The organism is Paenibacillus sp. FSL P2-0136 (genome assembly GCF_037975325.1).
In the GTDB taxonomy this organism is placed as follows: domain Bacteria; phylum Bacillota; class Bacilli; order Paenibacillales; family Paenibacillaceae; genus Paenibacillus_AQ; species Paenibacillus_AQ silagei.
Genome location: NZ_CP150244.1, coordinates 1,270,224 through 1,287,046, shown reverse-complemented (window position 1 = coordinate 1,287,046; position 16,823 = coordinate 1,270,224). Strand labels below are relative to the sequence as shown.

The 16,823-nt window shown below is 53.9% G+C and carries 14 protein-coding genes and 1 pseudogene; 4 read left to right on the top strand and 11 right to left on the bottom strand.

All coding sequences use genetic code 11. From position 1 onward, the window contains the following. Positions 1–6: 6 nt before the first annotated feature. The 5 genes from NYE26_RS05495 to NYE26_RS05475 all read right to left on the bottom strand — a co-directional run bounded on the left by NYE26_RS05495 (position 7) and on the right by NYE26_RS05475 (position 4,165). Entirely contained in the window at positions 7–759 is a 753-nt protein-coding gene (locus tag NYE26_RS05495) for an amino acid ABC transporter ATP-binding protein (protein WP_339254445.1), read from the bottom strand. Further along, positions 756–1,466 carry an amino acid ABC transporter permease gene (locus tag NYE26_RS05490; RefSeq protein ID WP_209874845.1) on the bottom strand — a complete coding sequence of 237 codons (711 nt, stop codon included), beginning with the start codon at positions 1,464–1,466 and terminating at the stop codon, positions 756–758. Before NYE26_RS05490 ends, NYE26_RS05495 begins: the two co-directional genes overlap by 4 nt. Beyond that, a complete protein-coding gene (locus NYE26_RS05485; RefSeq protein WP_339254440.1) occupies positions 1,466–2,248 on the bottom strand; it encodes an amino acid ABC transporter permease in 783 nt (260 codons plus the stop codon). The genes NYE26_RS05490 and NYE26_RS05485 overlap by 1 nt, the downstream gene beginning before the upstream one ends. Before the next feature lie 34 nt (positions 2,249–2,282). Further along, on the bottom strand, positions 2,283–3,155 hold the full coding sequence (locus tag NYE26_RS05480; RefSeq protein WP_339254438.1) for a transporter substrate-binding domain-containing protein: 873 nt from the start codon (positions 3,153–3,155) through the stop codon (positions 2,283–2,285). A 122-nt stretch (positions 3,156–3,277) separates the two neighbouring features. Further along, positions 3,278–4,165, bottom strand: coding sequence for a LysR family transcriptional regulator (locus tag NYE26_RS05475; RefSeq protein ID WP_339254436.1), 888 nt, complete (start codon positions 4,163–4,165; stop codon positions 3,278–3,280). Between the two features lie 275 nt (positions 4,166–4,440). Between NYE26_RS05475 and NYE26_RS05470 the strand changes: the two genes are divergently transcribed. Further along, on the top strand, positions 4,441–4,995 hold the full coding sequence (locus NYE26_RS05470; protein WP_339254434.1) for a GNAT family N-acetyltransferase: 555 nt from the start codon (positions 4,441–4,443) through the stop codon (positions 4,993–4,995). A 636-nt stretch (positions 4,996–5,631) separates the two neighbouring features. Here the strand turns inward: NYE26_RS05470 and NYE26_RS05465 are convergent. Then, entirely contained in the window at positions 5,632–6,297 is a 666-nt protein-coding gene (locus NYE26_RS05465) for a VWA domain-containing protein (RefSeq protein WP_339257335.1), read from the bottom strand. Between the two features lie 186 nt (positions 6,298–6,483). Further along, positions 6,484–7,005: pseudogene (locus tag NYE26_RS05460) on the bottom strand (TerD family protein); the annotation flags it as partial. Between the two features lie 144 nt (positions 7,006–7,149). On the opposite strand from NYE26_RS05460, the gene NYE26_RS05455 reads away from it, so the two are divergent. Continuing rightward, the gene (locus tag NYE26_RS05455) at positions 7,150–8,520 is read left to right on the top strand and encodes a TerD family protein (protein ID WP_339254432.1); all 1,371 of its coding nucleotides are present in this window, start codon (positions 7,150–7,152) and stop codon (positions 8,518–8,520) included. Between the two features lie 85 nt (positions 8,521–8,605). On the opposite strand, the gene NYE26_RS05450 is transcribed toward NYE26_RS05455, so the two are convergent. Together NYE26_RS05450 and NYE26_RS05445 are read right to left on the bottom strand one after the other, a co-directional pair. Continuing rightward, positions 8,606–9,562 (bottom strand): HD domain-containing protein, encoded by a 957-nt coding sequence (locus tag NYE26_RS05450; RefSeq protein ID WP_076076858.1) that lies wholly within the window; start codon positions 9,560–9,562, stop codon positions 8,606–8,608. A gap of 192 nt (positions 9,563–9,754) precedes the next feature. Beyond that, a complete protein-coding gene (locus NYE26_RS05445; RefSeq protein ID WP_339254429.1) occupies positions 9,755–12,076 on the bottom strand; it encodes an FMN-binding protein in 2,322 nt (773 codons plus the stop codon). Positions 12,077–12,561: 485 nt separating this feature from the next. Between NYE26_RS05445 and hemH the strand changes: the two genes are divergently transcribed. Continuing rightward, complete coding sequence (gene hemH / locus NYE26_RS05440; protein ID WP_339254427.1) at positions 12,562–13,587, top strand: ferrochelatase; 1,026 nt, start codon at positions 12,562–12,564, stop codon at positions 13,585–13,587. A gap of 73 nt (positions 13,588–13,660) precedes the next feature. Here hemH and NYE26_RS05435 read toward each other — a convergent pair whose 3' ends face one another. Beyond that, positions 13,661–14,089 (bottom strand): IDEAL domain-containing protein, encoded by a 429-nt coding sequence (locus NYE26_RS05435; protein ID WP_339254425.1) that lies wholly within the window; start codon positions 14,087–14,089, stop codon positions 13,661–13,663. A gap of 508 nt (positions 14,090–14,597) precedes the next feature. On the opposite strand from NYE26_RS05435, the gene NYE26_RS05430 reads away from it, so the two are divergent. Then, on the top strand, positions 14,598–14,828 hold the full coding sequence (locus NYE26_RS05430) for a hypothetical protein (RefSeq protein WP_339254423.1): 231 nt from the start codon (positions 14,598–14,600) through the stop codon (positions 14,826–14,828). 183 nt (positions 14,829–15,011) lie between these two features. Here NYE26_RS05430 and NYE26_RS05425 read toward each other — a convergent pair whose 3' ends face one another. Then, entirely contained in the window at positions 15,012–16,820 is a 1,809-nt protein-coding gene (locus tag NYE26_RS05425; RefSeq protein ID WP_339257333.1) for an adenine deaminase C-terminal domain-containing protein, read from the bottom strand. Positions 16,821–16,823: the final 3 nt, after the last annotated feature.

Sequence of the window (16,823 nt, the reverse complement as noted above, 5' to 3'; positions counted from 1 at the left end):
TGCCTCCTAGATGGAATAGTTCAGCTCCGGCGTAATCCGCTTCAGGAACTGCTTCGTTCGTTCTTCACGCGGGTGGTTGAATACTTCCGTGGGCGTGCCCTCCTCGACAATCACACCGCCGTCCATGAAAACCACATGATTTGCCACATCGCGGGCAAACCCCATTTCATGCGTCACCACAATCATCGTGATGCCTTCCTTGGCGATCTTGCGGATCACCGCAAGCACTTCGCCCACCAGCTCCGGGTCCAGTGCCGAGGTCGGTTCATCGAACAGAATCACTTCCGGCTCCAGCGCCAGCGCCCGGGCAATGCCGACCCGCTGCTGCTGCCCGCCGGAGAGCTGGCTCGGATAGGCATCCAGCTTGCTGCCAAGCCCGACCTTTTCCAGCAGCGCGATGCTCTTCTCTCTCGCCGCCTCCTTTGGCAGCTTCTTGACGATTAGGAGGCCTTCCATCACATTCTCTAGCGCGGTTTTGTGCCGGAACAGATTGTACTGCTGGAAGACCATCGCCGTCTTTTGCCGGAGCTGGTGGATATCCTTCTTGCGGGCGTGCCGGAAGCCCAGCTTGAAGTCCCCGATGGAAATTTCGCCTCCGCTGGGCTTCTCCAGAACATTCACACAGCGCAGCAGCGTGGTTTTGCCGGAGCCGCTGGGACCGAGAATGACCACCACCTCGCCCTTGGACACCTCCAGATCAATCTGGTTCAGCACCTGATGGCGCCCGAACGACTTCGATAGCTGTGTCAGCTTAATCATGCGACTCCCCCCCGGTTATACAGATTGATCCGTCTCTCAATGACGGCAGTTGCCCGCTCAATGAGGAACGTCAGTCCCCAGAAGATCAGCGCCGCCGCCAGGTAAGCCTCGAAGAACTTCCAGTTGGTCGAAGCGACAATCTGCGCCTGGGCATTGATATCCACCACCGATACGGTAAAAGCCAGCGTAGACCCGTGCAGCATCCCGATCACAGAATTCGACAGATTCGGCAGGCTCGCCGCCAGCGCCTGGGGGAACACAATCCGCCGCAGCGCCTGAGGCGTGCTCATTCCGATGGAATGGGCCGCTTCGAGCTGACCTCGATCCACCGCGAGCAGACCGGAGCGCACCACCTCGGACATATAGGCACCCGCCGTAATGGAGAAGGAAATATAGGCGAAGCCGATCATCGGTATCGATACAGAGCGGAAGCTCCAGCCAAATTGTGCAGCAAGGCCGTCGATAATCATCGGCAGCCCGAAATAGATCAGCAGCAGATGCGTCAGCATCGGGGTGCCGCGTATGAACGTGACATACCCTACGGCCAGCGGATACAGCCCGGGGACTCTATAAATCCGGATCAGAGCCACAACCGTACCGATCACGAAGCCTGCCAACACCGACACAACCGTAATATACAGCGTCGTAGGAATGGCTCCCAGAATTTGCAGAAACGCCGTCCAGATAAAAGATGGATCCAGCTTCATTACGCACCGCCTCCTTTACCCGCTCCCATATCCGCGACAATTGTGCGGTAGGACGCTTTTCGCTGAAGAGTGAACCGCTTCTTGGCCGGACTGTCCTGGGCTTCATGCCTGAGCAGACGCTTCTCCGCAACCAGCAGCAGCTTTTCAATCGTAAAACTGATCACAAGATAGATAAGGGCAAGTGCAATATACGTCTCAATGAAATGCTGGGTCGCACTGCCCAGGGTCTGAGCCTTGCCCGTCATCTCCATCACTCCCAGCGTGAACGCCAGCGAAGTATCCTTCAGCAGCGCTATGAGCAGGTTCGAAAAGACAGGAACCGCAATTCCCAGCGCCTGCGGCAGCACAATACGGGTAAAAGCCTGGTAAGAGGTCATCCCCGTAGCATAAGCCGCTTCCACCTGGCCCTTATCGACTGCTGTCACTGAAGCGCGGATCATCTCCGACATGAAGGCCCCGGTATGCAGGCCGTAGGTCAGGATCACGAACACCAGCACCGGCGTCCGCGTCATATCCAGATTCACCAGCTTCAGCACCTCAGGCAGACCGTAATAGAACAGGAATAACTGAATGAGAATCGGCGTCCCCCGAAAAAAAGAAATGTACACCTCAGCGCAGGTCTTCAGGACCGGCACCTTATACAGGCGGGGAAGCGCAATGATAAATCCGACAATCATTCCTGCCAGCAGCGAGCAGGCTACGATCAGCAGCGTGGTACTTAGCGTAGTCAGCAGCTTGGGCAGGAACGAGAAGACAAAACCTAGATCAAACGGTGCACCCATCCTGCACCTCCTTTCCGCTGTACGGGCCTGCGCATTATTGAACCGATGAGGTGGTAACGTCCGCCCCCAGCCACTGTGTGCTTATTTTGCCAAGTGTGCCGTCTGTCTTCAGCTCCTTGACCACTCCGTCAATGGCCTCCGACAGCTTCTGCGACGGGGCATCATCCTTGCGCAGCACATACAGAATATCAGCAGAGGACAGCTCGGGACCCACCGCCTGCAGCTTGCTCTGCGGGTCAATGATCGGCAATACGAAATCCGCAGCAAGGGTAGCATCCACCCGGCCCGAATCAATCTGGTTGACCGTATCGTTGGCGGCACCGTTCTGATAGACAATTTTGATCGGATCTGCACTGTGCTCCTTGTTGTAGTTCTCAAGAATTTGCGCTTGCGCGCTGGTGGCGCCGGTCAGCACCTTTTTCCCCTTCAGATCGTCCAATGTCTGGATCGAGGTATTGCCTTTGGCTACAACGATGCGGTTTCTCCAGTGGGCATAAGCTTCCTTGTTAAAAGCGTACTTTTGCTCCCGTTCCGGGTTCTTCTCCATAACATGGGCTACCAGGTCAATCTTCTTCGTCTCAAGGCTAAGCAGCAGATTGCTGAAATCCATCGTCTGGAATTCAAACTCATACTCCGGCAGGCGCTTGTCAATCTCCTTCAGCAGCTCTACATCGAACCCGGTAAGCTTGCCGTTCTCATCGATGAAGCAGACGTTGGGAAAAGCGGTGCCTGTGCCGATCACGATCTTGGTCACCTTAGCCGGATCGGCGGCAGCAGCCGTGGACTCCGAACTATTCGGAGATGCTGCCTCCGCTACCTTGCCGCTATTAGCGCTGTTATTATTGCCGCAGCCAGCGATCAGCAGTGTTAGTACAAGTGTGGATGCGAACGAAATCGTCTTGTTCATCTCTCAAACCCCTTTTCAATTTAGATAATCCCTATCTGTTTAGTGGTGATTATATGCAATTAACTTTATCACTGCATGCTGCCATGCGCTAATAGAGTTTCTTAATATGGTTATTCAAGAAGTCAATTCAGCTTAATCAACGTCCCCGTCCCCAGCTCCAGCAGGGTGTCCAGGAACTCCGCATTCTCCCCGTTCAGCGAGATCAGGTGGGTCCGCAGGGAGATGCCTTCGGTCTCCGTGATATCCACCCTTACCAGCGTTCCCGCCTCTACCTCCTCCTGCACACTCAAGGCTGGAAGGAAGCAGATTCCCGCTTGCTTCAGCACCAGCTTCTTGGCGGTCTCCAGGTTATCCACCTGATAGACAATGCCCGGCGGACGCTCCATGCTCTCGAATACCCGGTGCAGACGCATCCAGTCCAGCGAGCCGCATTCGAAGAATACGAGGGTCTCGTCAGAGATCTCCCGGATCGAAGCGCGGCCCTTGCGGGCCAGCGGATGACCGGCATACACATACAGCGAGATCGGGTCTTCACAGAAGGGGAACGACTGGATGGCCGGATTCACTACCTTGCGGATAAAAGCGAGATCGATCTCCTTCGCCTTCAGCTTCTCAATTAATACTTCCGTAGGAGCAGTCGTCAGCTTCATACGGATGTGGGGATACCGCTGCTTCAAATGCAGCAGCAGACGGGGCATCAGATAATTGGAGACCGATACTGTGCTGCCGATTCTCAGCTCGCCTGGGATTTGGCCTTTGGATTGAATCTGATGCCTGCCGTTCTGATAGACCTGCAGAATTTGCTGCGCATAGGGGAGGAACTGGCGGCCTTTATCCGTCAGGTTAATCTGCTTGCCCAGCCGGTCGAATACCTTGCAGTCCAGCTCCCGTTCCAGCGACTGGATACGGGCAGTCACTGTCGGCTGCGAGATATAGAGCACATCTGCCGCTTTGTTGAAGCTGCCGTAGTGGTTGATGTAGACAAAAGCTTCAATATTCTCGATGTTCAAGCGTAGTCCCCCTCCGCATTTTATAATTTTTACTATTCCAATCGTTTAACAATGAATTAGATCCGCACTTTCCTATAGAATTTGTTTATATCTTAGTCACCGGCCCTTTTTTTGTCAACAGACTTATTGTGTAACATACGGCCATAACCATTACATTGATCACAATTACAGATAGAACTTTTCTATCCATTAATCAAAATCATTAAATCCCTCTTATACTCATCGGATTTATAGATTATAATAACAAAAAACCATTACCGGACAGGAGGCACCAGATGAATCACTCAGCAGAAATTGTAATCCGTGAAGCTGCAGCTTCCGATCGTGAAGCCATTGCCAGGGTCTTGCTCGAAGCTTACAGCGAATATGCAGCCGTGCTGCCCGGGCCGTTCTGGGCGGAGTACCGGGATTCCATTCTCGGCTCGGTTCATGGCGATGCACCCGTCTCCCGGATTGTAGCGGAGCTGGACGGACAAATTGTAGGGAGCGTGCTGCTGTTCACCTCCTCAGAGGCTGCTTATGGCAGGCCGGAGCTGGGTATCCATACACCGATCATCCGTCTGCTGGCTGTATCTCCGGCGGTCCGGGGACGCGGGGTGGCCAGACTTCTGATCCGTGAAGCCGCAGGAAGGTCCATTGCACTGGGGGCAGCCAGCCTGAACCTGCATACTTCAGATATGATGGCCTCGGCGATCAAGCTCTATGAGAGACTGGGCTTCAAGCGGGCTTATGAGACAGATCTGAAGAACGGGGATACTCTGGTCAAAGGCTACCGCCTGGAGCTGCAAGCCCCGCCCGGTCTGCAGAGCAAAAAAACCTCCACAGCCTGAGCGGGGAGGTTGGGCTCCGTTTCGGCGGGGCGGTGGGACTCCGTTTCGACGGGGCCATGAGGTCCGTTCCCGGCGGGCGTTGAACACCTTCCGTGGGCCGTGAGGTCCGTTACTGCGGGGCGGTTGGGCGGCGGGGCTATGAGGTCCGTTACGGCGGGCGTTCAGCACCTTCCGCGGGCCGTGAGGTCCGTTACTGCGGGCGATGGGGACTGTTCCGACGGGGCGGTGGGGACCGTTCCGGCGTGACGCCCTAAAGCTCCGCCTGGCCGGGAAATTTTGCACAATCCTGCCCAAAGTACAACATTCCCCTCCTCATTCCGGCCAAAGTCCAACATTGTTGCATAAAAAGCAGGATTTCTCCACCTCCGGACGGTTTGGCGGCACAAATCCTGCATTTCGTGCAACAATCCCCCCTAACACACAAGTATCTAGGAATCCAAGTTGCAATTAGTACAACATTCCCGGCATCACTGTGCAATCCGTCCACAGTAAGGAGGCAGACACAGCTCGATGTGAGGGCCGCTAAAGAGCGGAGACAGCACGTTTTTCTGCGAATGCTACTATAGAGCAGGGACAGTACAGTTCCCTGCGAATAATGCTACTGAGCCTAGACTTTGCGCTTCCCTGCGAATGCTGCTACAGAATACTCTTCTCCTTCGCGGCCTTCAGCCACTGCGGGAATTCATTCAACAGCTGGTCATACAGCACCTCATCGGATACGTCTTCAATCCGGTCCAGATGGATGAAGCTGGCGTTATCCACCAGTCTGCCGCTCATCGTGTCGAGCTGCTTCAGCACCTCGAAGTCAGAGTCGCCGATGCCGACAAACTGCCAGAAGATCGGAAGGGCGGATGCGGCCATAATCACCTTGCGGGTCGGCTTCACTACGCCGCCGTCATTGATGAAGATAATGAACACTGGTGTCGTGTCCGGCTCCTCCTTGATGTATTTTCCGATGACATCCTGCATTACCGGCGGTTCGTTATTGCGCCCGAACTTATGAATTGAATCGTTGTTCATAATATGAGTAAAGACATAGCTGCCAAGCTCCTGCTCGGTAACCGGCGGAAGTCTGCTGAATTCCGTATCATAGACCCACACATCCAGGGAGCCGTTATCATCGAACTTGCTGGCAACCGCAAGGATACGTTCTACCACCTCCTGCACCACCCCTCTGGCATAGAGGCTGCGCATGGAGCCGGTGATGTCCAGCACGATACCCACTCTTGCGGTTACACCGGTGAGCTGTTTTTTGACCAGGGTGAGCTCCACGATCTTTTTGCGCAGATTAATCGAAGACAACACATTCACCGGAGGCTCCGCCTCGGGCTGACGGATTACCTTCGGGGTCTTATTCACCACCTCAGGTGTCTGCTCCACTAGCTCAGATGTTTGCTCCACCACTTCAGGTGTTCGCTCCAATACCTCAGCCGCCGCTGCGGCTTCGTTCCCGGACTCCTGTTCCACCTCAAGCCCGTAGCTTCGGCACAAGGCTGCAAGTCCTCCATTATACCCGCTGCCAATTGCACTGAACTTCCACTCTCCCTGATGGCGGTACAGCTCCCCGGCTACGACAGCTGTCTCCTCTGACAGATCCACCCCATACTCGAAGCGGTACAGCTCTTGCCCAGTCCTGTGGTCTGCCAGCGTTAGCTGTAAGCCGGACAGATCCTTCATCCGCTGGTTGCGCTGCTCTCCCTCATAGATCGTCAAGGTTACCGCAATGCGGGCATAATGCTGAGGTATTCTCGATAACGAAATGGACAGGTCTGCCCCGTTCTCCCCCTCCGCAGAATGAGCTACTCCCCCCTCCCTCGACACCGGATTTCCGTAAAATATAAAATCCTCATCCCGTTCACACCGGTTCTGATCTGATAATAGAAAGGCTGCCGCATCGACGCCCACTCCGCTATGCTGCGTGTTCCAGCGGAGCTGGATGGATATCTCTTGAGCTTCTCTTCCTTTGGTGATATCGACCTTTTGACCTTTTGACAGCTGCAAGTCTTTCATCTCCTCTTCATAGCAGTCTATTCCAGAAGTTCATAGATAAGGTATACCCCATTGAGGCAGCCTTGCACAACCTGAACAGATTGTATTTCCAGCTTTGCTCCTTTAATATGAAAGGTAATAGATGATAGATAGGGGCTTTACCTGATGAATTTCACTGCGATAGATTTTGAGACTGCCAATTCCGGCCGCTCCAGCGCCTGTGCCCTGGGGCTTGTTCAGGTCCGTGATGGTATCGTTACAGCAGAGCACAACTGGCTGATTGACCCGCAGCAACCGTTCGACGGGATGAATATTGCCATTCATGGAATTACACCCTCTATGGTTAGAGGCCAGCCTACTTTCGCTGAGCTGTGGCCCACGGTGGAACCGCTGCTGCAGGGGGAGATTGTGATCGCGCATAATGCCGCCTTCGATATGAGTGTGCTGCGGTACTGCCTGGACGACTACTCTCTCTGCTATCCAGGCTTTCAATATTTATGTACCTACCTACTCGGCAAAAAAATGCTCCAGGACCTCCCCTCCCATAAGCTCAATGTCATCTCGGCACATTTCGGCATCCGGCTGAAGCACCATGATGCCCTGGAGGATGCCAGAGCTTCTGCACTGATTCTCCTGAAATTGATGGAGCAGTGGCAGCAGTTCGATCCGCTGCTGTTAGCCAGTAGCCAGGGCTACAAGGCCGGGACGATGTATGACGGCGGGTATACGCCGTTCAAGGCAGCGCCCAAGAAGGCCGCGAAGAAGCCGGCCGCCGGGAAGAAGGCTGCTGCCAAGACAACCAGCAAGGAGGCCAGCACAACACCGATGCCCGCAGCATCCGGCCTGCTGGATAGCGAGGCTCCCGTTGTAGCTGCTCAGGATGTCACAGCTTCTGTGACTCACCCGGCTACAGTCAAGGAGCCTACTCCTGCAGCTCTGCTGGTCCCTGAGCTGGTTCGCGGCCAGCGAGTCGATATCGGCGACAAGCTCAGCGCCTCCAGACTCCTTGCCGCTGTGGAGTGGGACGCTCCGGCTTCGCACCTGGAAGTCAGCCAGCCGGAGACCGCTGCCTTCCTGCTCCGGGAGAGCGGACGCTGTGAGCAAGAGCGGGAGCTTATCTTCTCTGGGAATATGGAAGACCCTAGCGGCTCCGTCTTCTGCTCTAAGCCCGCTGCGCACATGGGGCATCTGTATCTTCAGCTGACCAGCCTGCCTGCAGCCATCACGCGGATTGCGCTGGCCTTTACGGTTGCGGAGTTCAGCGGTGACCGGAATCCGGGCCCGATCTGGAACGCTTCCGTATCCCTGATTGATTCCCGGACGGGAGTCAGACTGGCCGTATTCCCCTTCGTCCAGAACATTATGCCAGGCATGTCCGTTGTTATCGGCGAGTTCTACCGCTACAAGGACAAATGGAGATTCGCTGCTATCGGAGAGTTGCTGCCGGGCGGCCTTCCGGCCCTGTGCAGCCACTACGGCCTGGAAGCTGACAGCGTCACGAAGGCACAGGCGGAGTCCGCCGCAGCGGCGGACTGAAGATCCCAAATAAAGCAATCCCCCCAAACCGCAACTACGGGAGGGGGGGATTGCTTTATTTTCAGCGATACCAGTGTCTCAATCGTTATATCTTCAGCCGGTAGACGGCCTTATTCTCCAGTCCACGGATGAACGGCGTCCATTCCTCCGTCTCCGGAGTGGTATCAAGGGCGTCCTCCACCATCTGCAGCTTCGCATCCATCGCATCGATATGATGCAGGGCAACCGCTTCAGCCGTCTGCGGCTGGACCGGGCTTCCCCACTCGCCCAGATTATGATGGGATAAGACGAGATGCTGAAGCGCCATGACCTTCTCGGATTCCAGATCAATGCCGGTGCGGATGGCCGCTTCTGTAATCCAGCTTGAAGCCATCGAGATATGTCCAATCAGCTTTCCGTGCACACTGTAATCCGACACAATGCCGTACTGCGAGATCATCTCTTCCGGCTTGGCGATATCATGGAGGATAATGCCCGCTCTCATCAGATCAGGATTCAGGAACGGACGCTGCTTACACAGGAAATCCCCAATTTCCAGCATACGGACCATGTGATAAGCAAGCCCGGCGAAATAGGCATGATGATGGGTCTTGGCCGCCGGATAATGCATCAGCTTCTCCTCAACCTTCCCTACACAGAAGTTCACAATCGCTGCAATCTCCGGATCGGCAATACTCGCCATCTCGTTCTTAATCGTATGGACCAGGTCCACAGGACGCACCGGGGCCGAGCGGATGAAGTCGGTCAGCGATACGCCGTCGGATTCATTGACCAGTCTTAGCTTGGTGATTTTGACCTGAAGCTTCTCGCGATACGTATGAGCCATCCCCCGGACCTTCACCAGCGCCATCGGGAAAAAAGTCTCCTTATCCGTCACGCTGACGTCCCAGTATTTCGCCGAAATCTGGCCGCTGGCATCACCTAGTACAATATCGAAGTAATCCTTGGGAGGAGTCCCGTTCGTCTGTTTCAGCACCAGTTCTCTAAGCAGATAGAAGCCGGTGAATTCATCCTGCGGGGCTAGCTGTTTGATTAATGTCATTGTGAAGCCTCCTATGACTTACAGGCCTGGGCCTGCTGGGTATATTAGTGTGTATATTAGAGGTTTGACACTCCCTTCCCAAATCCCTTTAAATTACTATACGATTGGCATTCCTATTTATGTCCACACCTACAAAAAGGGCTGTCCCGGCCATTTGCATGACCCAGGACAACCCTTAGTGAATGGATTTTGTTATTTTCCGGCAGATTCGAGCGCTGCTTTGATCGCTTCTACCGCTTTGGCGGAGATGGCTTTCTGGGCATCATTCGCTCCGAAGGCTGCTGCACGGTACCCGTACTTATGCAGTCCTTTGCCGTTCGAGGTATTCTCGATCTCGTATTTCACCAGCAGTTCATCATCCGTCAGATTATATCTTACTTTACCTTTATCATCCAGGTAGTACACAGCCATAGTTACAGGCACATTATACTTAGTAGTAACCATGACATTTACAGTCTTATCCACACTGGCACCGATGAAAATCCCGTCGAAGTACGCGGCCTTATCCGTTTCCGTAATTTCCGCTTTACCATAAGCTCTGTCAACGGCTGCCTTCAGCGCATTGCTGCTGCTGGTAGCGCCGGATACGGCATCCACATCCTGAGCGCCTTCTCTTGTGCCTGCAGCCAGGAAGCTGGCGGTCAGCACCGGAATAGCTTTTTGCACCTCAGCATAAGCGGATTTACCCAGATCCACCATGTTCATGCCTACACGGGAAAGGGCCACATTTACGATCTTGCCGTTGCGCAGTGTAACATCTGCTTTGTTCGTGCCTTTGTCATAAGCATCACCATAAGCGGTGAAAGTGCCGTCTTTATAAGTGCCTTGTACCTTGGACGCATTGGTCAAAGCATCCGTCAGTGCTGCCTTCGCTGCAGCCGACAGAGCTTCCTGTCCGGCGATATCTGGAGCCTGCACGCCGCTTGCGAGCAGTCCTGCGGTCAGCTTGTCGACCAGTGACTTCTGTTCTTCGGTCCGCTTGTCGTCTGCAATCAGCTTACCGTCTGCGCCGAACAGGCTCAGCTTGATGCCCGTTACCTGATCCGCATCGATATCAACCAGCAGCATAACCTTGGACTGATTATCCACACCGGCAAATTTACCATCGAAGGTTTGACCTTCACCCGGAGTCTTCAAGGCTTTCTCAAAAGCGCGCTCTACGGCCTGGTTCCAGCCATGGCTGCTCTCCGTAGCGCCGGAGATTCCATCTACCTTCTCATTATAGTTAGCGATATAAGATCCGTTAGCCAGCAGTTTGGCGGTCATCGGAGCATTCGCCTTCACAACTTCCGCATAAGCGGTTGCCCCTCTGTCGATCAGGTTGCTGCCCAGTCTGAACAACTTCACATCTACCAGCTTGCCGTTACGAATCACAACATCCGCTCTCTCCACGCCCACACTTCTTGCTGTACCGTAGGAAGAGTAGAATCCGTCAACATAAGCAGCCTTGTTGTTGATGCTGGCATTCTGTTCGGCATCCCAGAAGGCGTTCACTGCGGCTTTGGTCTCTGCCTCGAAGCCGGCTACCGGCTGCGCACTAGTACCTTTGGCAAGCAGTGCAGGAGTGATTGCTGCAATCGCTGCGGTCTGTTCAGCCGTATATGTCTTCTCATCCACGAAATCTCCGGTAGCGCTCAGCGGATACAATTTCACCGCAGTCAGCTTGTTTGCTTCATAGGTAGCAAACACTGCATATTTGGCCTCAGGGTCTACGCCCATATGGACTCCGTTAAAATAAGTGGCATCAGCCGCTTGGTGCGCAAGCGATCGCTCAAAAGCTCTGTCTACAGACAGCTTCCAGCCGTTACTGGTACGGGTTGCACCGGATACAGCGTCAACCGCAGCCGCGCCGTCTCTGGTTTTACCCATCAGTCTGTCTTTCATCAGGCCATAGGCTGCCCACACGCCGCTGTAATTCTCACGGGCATTGCGGTCGATGATCTTCGGGCTGGTTCTGAGCAGCTCGATATCGGCGATCTTGCCGTCTTTGATCGTTACCTTTGCACCCTCTGTGCCTTTGGAATACGCATCGCCATAGGCAACATATACTCCGTCCTGATATACAGCCTTGTGCACAGTAACTGGAGCTGCTGTTGCTGCCGGCTTAGCAGTTGCCGCTGGCTTCGCTGAAGCCTTGGCAGATGCTTCCGGTGCAGTGGTTGCTGCCGGCTTAGCGGTTGCTTTAGCCGTTGCTGCCGGTGCAGCTGTCGCCTTAGGAGTGGCTGCCGGTTTGGCTGTTGCCTTCGGGGTTGCCGCCGGTTTGGCTGTTGCCTTCGGGGTTGCCGCCGGTTTGGCTGTTGCCTTCGGAGTTGCCGCCGGTTTGGCTGTTGCCTTCGGAGTGGCTGCCGGTTTGGCTGTTGCCTTCGGAGCTGGTTTAGCAGTCGCTGCCGGCGCTTCTTCCGAGGCTGCTGAAACCGCATCCACCTTCAGGTTCAAGGCAGGTAGGTTAATCGTGTAGGCTAATGGCGCGAGCAGCAAGGCTGCGCTTACAGTCAAAGAAATTAATTTTTTCAAATGCGTATTCTCCTTTATTATTCCCCAGTAGTATGTAGCGTTTTCAAACCGTCTTGTTCCGTATCATTTCCTTCTGATTACGAAGAGCAGCCAACTCTTCCTGAACGTCACCCACTCCTTCCTTCATTCCTGCTCGGCCCAGCCCGTGTAAGAAAAGATTCATCTATATATACAATCTTTCAAAAGGTGAAACAATTCACATAATGGAGTGAATTAATTCACATAAGTGGACTTCAAGCTGCTGGTGAATATTTCTGGCTTGATGGTAACAAAATTGAAACTCTTTTCTCTGTGTAGAAAATCACATACCCTATAAGAAACATCACTTTTTTGCAATAGCACAAAATATATACTCCTCCGAACTCTCATAATCTCCCATATCCTCCTTCATATGATAACGGTGAGATATATTATATTGTGTGATTGGGCTTGAATATGATATTTTAAAACGATGTCATGTTCATGGAAGGGAGTAACAGCTGCTGATGAATCAGTCGTGTATAGGCGTTATTCTTGCTCAGATCGGAACCCCTGACGCCCCGAGCGCCAAGGCGGTCCGTCCTTATCTGAAGCGGTTTCTGTCTGACCGCAGAATCATTGATTATCATCCGCTGCTCTGGCAGCCGCTGCTGCGCGGCATTATTCTGCGTACCCGTCCGCGCCGGTCCGCGAAGCTCTATCAGGAGATCTGGATGGAAGAGGGATCACCGCTGCTCGTCCATTCCAGAGCTCAGCAGGCAGCGCTCCAGACACTGCTGGGCAGCAGTTATCAAGTCGAGCTGGGGCTTGCTTACAGCACACCCGGCATGGCCGAAGCCTTCCGCAAGCTGGAAGCTTCGGGAGTGACCCGTATCATAGTTCTTCCGTTATTTCCCCAGTATTCCTCAACAACAACAGCTTCCGTCTATGAAGCTGCAAGCTTCGCCGCTCTGGGACGGCATAGCCGCTACGGGCAGGTATCCAAGCGTTTCGTACCGGCGCTGCGGTTCGTAGAAGCCTACCATGATGCCCCCGGCTACATAGCAGCAATGCAATCCTTATTGCAGCGGCAGATCCGCGCGATGAGTGAAGAGCCGGATTATTATGTCCTGTCCTTCCATGGCATTCCCCGCCGTTATGCCGAGACCGGAGACCCCTACCCGCAGCAGTGCCAGGAGACAGGCCGTCTGCTCGCAGAAGCGATGGGATGGACCCCGGAACGGTGGCAGCTCTCCTTCCAGTCCCGTTTCGGGCCGGAGACCTGGGTAGGGCCGTCGACTGCGGACACGCTGAAGGAGCTTCACGGACGCGGAATCCGGCGGCCGCTGATTTTCTCACCCGGACTTGTCACAGACTGCCTCGAAACACTGCATGAACTGGCCGTAGAAGGCCGGGAGCTTTTCGCCATGGGCGGCGGGAATGCTGAGATGCTGGAGGTGGCCCCTTGCCTGAACGATACGGAAGAATGGATCAGCTTCCTTGCGGAACGGGTAGACTGCTCGGCCCAGGGCTGGCTGTCTTCCGCCAAATGAAGATAACAAGAACGCCCGGTCTCACGGATGCCATCATCCTGTGAGCCGGGCGCGTTTTATTTTAATAGTACGGCTATTGAACCGTGAGCTGTTTATATTTGGCAGTCAGTTCCTCGAACCACTGCTTATCCTGCAAAGTCAGGGCAAAATCAATCAATTCGGCAATTTCATCAGGCTGCAGATCCGGGGAATCCTTGAAACTGATCTCAGCCGAAGCCGCCGTTTCCCCCTCCGAGCCCACCGCAAAATCATAAGAGAACATAAGCTTGATGTCACTTTCCAGAAACTCATTACGCAGGAAGTAGAGCACCTCACACATCAGAACAGGTCTGACATGGTTCTCGAACACACAATCCATAACCTTAGCCCAATAATGCTGGTTGCTGAGATGCAGCTTATCATTGGTCAGCAGATACTGCTCACCCTGATAATCATTGACAAATTTCAGTTCAACCGGCTCCATTTTAAAAATACCGGCAATTTGCTTCCTGGTGATATTCAAGATGTCCTGTGTTTCTAATCTCAACATTCTCATGCACCCCGTTCCTCAGGTTTGGACGATCTGTATATGCTGAATTTTCATGATTCGACAATAATTTTAACTAATTTAAAAGTATTATCGTCTTTTCCGCCCCTATTGTTAATGCTTTTTCATTAAAAACTTAAAATTTTCTGTTTCACACTGCAAAAAATCGGTTAATTATTATCTTTTTTATGCCCACAGAGTAAGGACAAAGCGGTGCAGGATATGGAGTATGAATTACGGCGGCGCTTAGGAGCACGCTCCGCTGTTTAAGAGTGGGAGTATCAAACCCTAATACAAGTGCACTTCTGCTCTTTACTTACGTTCGCCCACCTCCGGCGAGTTTAGGTGAACTATACGTGGATCCAATGTTGTCTCTTCCTTTCCTGGCGGTGCTCCGCCTATCTCTTGCCAATTCTAAGTGTTTTCTCTCACCGACCGATTGTATGGATAGCATTGTTGCATTTTTTGCAGGATTTCTCTACAGATGTTACTGGCTGCGGTAGCAATGTTGCATTATTTGCACAAATTCCGGTGTTTAGAGCAAGTTATCGCTGGCTTTGTTGCATTTGTTGCAGGATTTCAGCATCAGCCGCTTCTATGGGGCAGTATTGTTGCACTTCTTGCAGGATTTCTCTATAAATGTTATTGGCTGTGGAGCATGGAGCCATACGCCATCGCAGCAGCACCGATTGTATTCGGTTTAATACGAAAATAAAAGTCTGGATGCGACTGATGCACCCGACTTATTTTCATTCCTGGGGGTGACAAGGCCTCTGTCTTGTCATGCCTGTTTTTCGCATAATTTCCTAAACAACAAAAAGCCACCCAGTCTGTGAAAGACTGAATGGCTCAAGATTAGAATACTAGTATATCTTCCCCGGCAGGATGTCCCGCTGCCTTAGCTGACGAACAACGGTACCAGCTGAATTCCCTCCTCGGGGGAGATCCGCACCAGGCCTTTATCGGAGATCCGCAGTGCGGGAATAACCGCCAGGGCCAGCAGAGACAGGGTCATAAAAGCATAGTTCAGCGTACATCCCGCATCATATAACGCTTTGCTGATGGCAGCGGATTGCGCGGCGGCAATCTCAAATGGCTCTGCGGACATCAGTCCGGCAATCGCCAGCGGGAACAAGGTGGTCCCGGCAGCGGTAATCACCGCAACACCGCCCTGCGCTTCCGCAACGGCGGCTGCTGCCTGCGCCATCAGTCCATCATCATTGCCGATGACCAGCACATTATGGCTGTCGTGAGCTACAGTCATCGCTATAGCCGCAGGCTCGCGGAAGCCAATGCCCTGTACAACCCCTACGGATTTGTTGCCGGTTCCCTTGTGCCGCTCCAGAACAGCGATTTTGCACAGACCGCCCTGCACAACTAGCTCCGATCCAGCCACTGGCAGGCTCATGATCAGCTCGCCGGTCTCCACATGGTTCTGGGTGGCCTGGATGACCCGCGTAGCTAGAACACCTTCCTCAATGGGCGCGTGGATCACGAAGTCTGCCGGAACCGGAGGCTGCTGCAGATGCACAGAGGCCAGTACTTCATCCGGGTAGGTGTAAGGACTCAGCTCAGCCGTCATGCTGCCGTTCTCAGCCACAACAACGCCAGCAGCGATCGTCATGACCACATGAACATCGGCCAGATTACCGTCCAGCAGAATGATATCTGCGCAGGAGCCCGGCGTGATGGAGCCGATATCGCGGGCTACGCCGAAGCGCTCGGCTGTGTTGATCGTTGCCATCTGAAAAGCCGTGACCGGCTTCACCCCCTGGGAGATCGCATGGCGCACGACAAAATCCATATGCCCCTCATCGCGCAGCGATTCGGAGCTGCGGTCATCTGTCACCAGCATCATCCGGCGCGGGTCCAGCCCGTGCTCGGTATGCGCCGTGATGGTTTTGGCGACATCATGCCAGGCAGAGCCGCGGCGCATTTTGGCATACATCCCCAGACGTACGCGTTCGATCACATCCTCCGCTGTCACACACTCATGATCCCCAGTCACCCCTGCTGCGGCATAGACCGGAAGTCTCCAGTCACTCGCCGGCCAGGTGAAATGCCCGTCAACATACCGTCCCGCACGCAGCGTGGCCTGGATCTCTCCGATCATCTTCTCATCGCCGTAGACTACACCCGGGAAGTTCATGACTTCGCCGAGCGCGATCACATCCTCGCCCCAGGTGTAGGCTTCCGCTACTTCCTCCGGTCCGATGGACGCGCCGGTTGTCTCAAATTCTGCGCCCGCAGAAGGGACACAGGAAGCCACCTGCATATAGGCAGCCAGCGGTGTTCCCCGCATCTCGTCCAGCATCAGCTTAATTCCCTTAAGCCCGAATACGTTGGCAATCTCATGGGCGTCGAAGAAGCCTCCGGTCGTCCCTAGCGGCAGCACTGCGCGGGCGAATTCAGTCACCGTCAATTGAGTGCTCTCGATATGGCAGTGTCCGTCAATCAAGCCGGGAGCAATGTATCTGCCGGCCGCATCAATAACCTGCGTTCCCTCCCCAATCGTATGAGAGACATCCTTGCCGACATAAGCAATGCGCCCGCCCTGTACAGCGACGGACATGCCGTCCAGAATCTCCCCGGAGCATACATTGACCAGCTTGCCGCCTGTAATTACCAGTGTAGCCTTCTGATCTCCCCGGGCTGTAGCTACCAGCTCAGGCACGCAGTCGGCCAATGGTTGTCGTGTATAAGTCATCAT